The sequence below is a fragment of the Salinispora cortesiana genome, assembly GCF_000484695.1.
Classification (GTDB): Bacteria; Actinomycetota; Actinomycetes; order Mycobacteriales; family Micromonosporaceae; genus Micromonospora; species Micromonospora cortesiana.
In genome coordinates this window covers 1-2380 of sequence record NZ_AXVR01000146.1, presented here as the reverse complement: position 1 = coordinate 2380, position 2380 = coordinate 1, and the positions used below count along the sequence as shown (strand labels likewise).

The window sequence follows — 2380 nt, the reverse complement described above, 5'->3', positions numbered from 1 at the left end:
TTCCGACGCCAGCACCAAGCCCAAGCCAAGATCGGTCACTACGCCCGACAATCTCTCACCGAGCCCTGAAACGGATCTCCTGCTGGAGTACTAGGGCCAAAACGCCTCCGGCCAACTGGGCGACGGCACCACCACCAACAGCAACACCCCAGTGAACGTCAACCTGCCGACCGGCACCCCGGTCACCGCCGGCCACGACCACGGCATGGCCCTCACCGGTTCGCCGCCGCGTTAGCCGGTGAGCACGGTGCGACAGCCAGACAGACCCGGCAGAGTTGGCTCTCCGGATCTAGGACGTGCGCGGCAAGCATCTCGTGCGCGGCCAAGGTTCCGCTCGCGCCCTGCTCTGGTGGACAGCCATGCCGTTGGCACCCTTCCGTTGGGGCGGGCACCGGTCCTCGGCTTCTCCGCCACCAGCTGGACCGACTTCCTCACCGGCCTACGGTCCGGCACCCTGACCGGCTAGCCCGCCGCCGACCACCTGCGCCGAAGGGCCACGCCGGCCTCCAACTCCAACAGCTTCACCTTCCGGTCGAGCCCGCCACCGAAGCCGACCAGTTTGCCGCCGGAGCCGACGATCCGGTGGCAGGGCACGATCACCGGCACCGGGTTCCGGTTGCACGCCACGCCGACCGCCCGCGCCGCCGAGGCGTCGCCGAGCCGCCGGGCCACCTCGCCGTAGGTGAGCGTCTCCCCGTAGTCAATGGCGGTCATCTCCCGCCACACCGCCCGCTCGAACTCCGAGCCCCGCGGGATCCGCACCGGCACGGTGAAGGCGGTCAGCTCGCCGGCGAAGTAGGCCCGCAGCTCGGCCACGGCGCGGGCCGCGAGGTCGTCGGCGGGTTCGTCGGCGGCCTCGGTGACCCGCGCGAAGTGCGCTCCGCACACGCTCTCACCGTCGGTGGCCAGGGAGAACTCGCCAATCGGCGAGTCGAGCACGGTCCAGCGCATCCACCTATTCTCCTTCGCCGGTACGACCCGCGCTTGGGTGGCTGTCCCATAACCGCAGATACGTGATCTTGGAATGGTGTTGTTGGGGCGCTTGGATAATTGGCGTTGTCACCGGCCGAGGTAGTTACGGCAGGAGCAGGTCGTGGATGTTCCAGGCGAGCTTCCCGGCGGACCAGGAGGTGTTCGCGCAGATGGCGACGTCGATGTTGAGGCTCGGGTAGTGGTAGAGGCGGGTGCTGACGCCGTCTTCCTCGCCGGTGTGGCCCCACCGGATGACAGTGCCGTCGTCGTCGAGGATCGACATGACGCCGTAGCCGTAGCGCCAGAGGTAGCCGCGGACCTTCTCCTCGCGCTCGGCGACCCGGGGGGCGAGCATCTCGGCCACGGCCTGATCCGGTAGCAGGGCGCCGGCGCGCAGGGCCTGGGTGAAGGCGATCAGGTCGGCGGCGGTGGCGGTGGCGCCGCCGTCGGCGGCCGGCTCTGGGGTGGTGGCGTAGATGTTGCGGGTCCAGCCGGTGATCGCGCCGGTGCCGTCGTGGACGGGGACATAGCCGTCGGCGACCCGCGGCGCGTCGGCTTCCAGAGGCAGGAAGTCGGTGTCGGTCATGGCGGCGGGGCCGAAGACGTGCTCGCGCAGGTGCTCGGCGAACGGCGCCATGGTGAGCTGCTCGATGAGCATGCCGAGCAGGATGTAGCTGGCGCCGTTGTACTCGTGCCGCTCACCTGGAGGGAAGCGGGCCGGTTTGTCGGCAAACAGCGGCAGGTAATCGGCGTTACGACGCAGCAGATACACCGGGTGCGTGCGGAGCAGTTCGGCCCAGGTGGCCTCCCAGTCGCCGGTCTCGTCGAACCAGTCGGCGATACCTCCGGTCATGGTCAACAGCTGCCGCACCGTCACCTGCGCCGAGATCGTGGTGTCGGCCAGGTCGAGCAGCTCGACGATGGGTGCGTCGAGGTCGAGCAGGCCCCGCTCGACGAGTTGCAGGACCCCGACCGCGGTGAACATCTTCGACACCGACGCCACCCGGAAACGGGTATCGAGGGTGTGGGGCACCTGCCAGGCCCGCTGCGCCAACCCGGTCACGCAGGCGTGCAGGGTGTCCTCGCCGCGGCGGATCAGGACCACGCCGGAGAAGCCGTCCGTCTCGGCGGCGCGTGCGACAGCGGCCGGAATGTCGGCCAGTGCGGAACTTTCGGGCATCGTGGCTTCTCCTGGGATCGCGAGGTCGGGCGGTAGGACCCGGCGGGATCGTAACGACTGATCATTGTCGCGACCACCGATTTAGGACGTGCGTCCAAGTTGGTGCCAGGCTTGAGCCTGACGTGATGACCTCGCCGGCCTTGAGTAGAGCCGCGGACTGCTTCTCCCACGAGTGCCCGTCCAGGGGGTAGCCGTGGATGAGTACCACCGGCTGTCCCTGACCGTGGT

General features: G+C 68.9%; 2 protein-coding genes and 3 pseudogenes. 2 read left to right on the top strand and 3 right to left on the bottom strand.

Going from position 1 to position 2380, the window contains the following annotated elements; all coding sequences use genetic code 11:
• Positions 1–94: 94 nt before the first annotated feature.
• Together K228_RS30545 and K228_RS28010 are read left to right on the top strand one after the other, a co-directional pair.
• A pseudogene (locus tag K228_RS30545) lies at positions 95–223 on the top strand (RCC1-like domain-containing protein); the annotation flags it as partial.
• Positions 224–391: 168 nt separating this feature from the next.
• Positions 392–466 (top strand): annotated as a pseudogene (locus K228_RS28010) (DUF397 domain-containing protein); the annotation flags it as partial.
• On the opposite strand, the gene K228_RS0124585 reads toward K228_RS28010, so the two are convergent.
• The 3 genes and pseudogenes from K228_RS0124585 to K228_RS28665 form a co-directional block, all read right to left on the bottom strand.
• Complete coding sequence (locus K228_RS0124585; protein WP_025620741.1) at positions 463–951, bottom strand: methylated-DNA--[protein]-cysteine S-methyltransferase; 489 nt, start codon at positions 949–951, stop codon at positions 463–465. The pseudogene K228_RS28010 and the gene K228_RS0124585 sit on opposite strands and share 4 nt — an antisense overlap.
• Positions 952–1075: 124 nt before the next feature.
• Positions 1076–2152 (bottom strand): serine hydrolase domain-containing protein, encoded by a 1077-nt coding sequence (locus K228_RS0124580; RefSeq protein WP_025620740.1) that lies wholly within the window; start codon positions 2150–2152, stop codon positions 1076–1078.
• Positions 2153–2273: 121 nt separating this feature from the next.
• Positions 2274–2380, bottom strand: a pseudogene (locus tag K228_RS28665) (alpha/beta fold hydrolase); the annotation flags it as partial.

What these genes read in the sequence shown, in the direction of transcription:
- K228_RS0124585 (WP_025620741.1), bottom strand. Translation starts at nt 951, where the DNA reads ATGCGCTGGACCGTGCTCGACTCGCCGATTGGCGAGTTCTCCCTGGCC.
- K228_RS0124580 (WP_025620740.1), bottom strand. Translation starts at nt 2,152, where the DNA reads ATGCCCGAAAGTTCCGCACTGGCCGACATTCCGGCCGCTGTCGCACGC.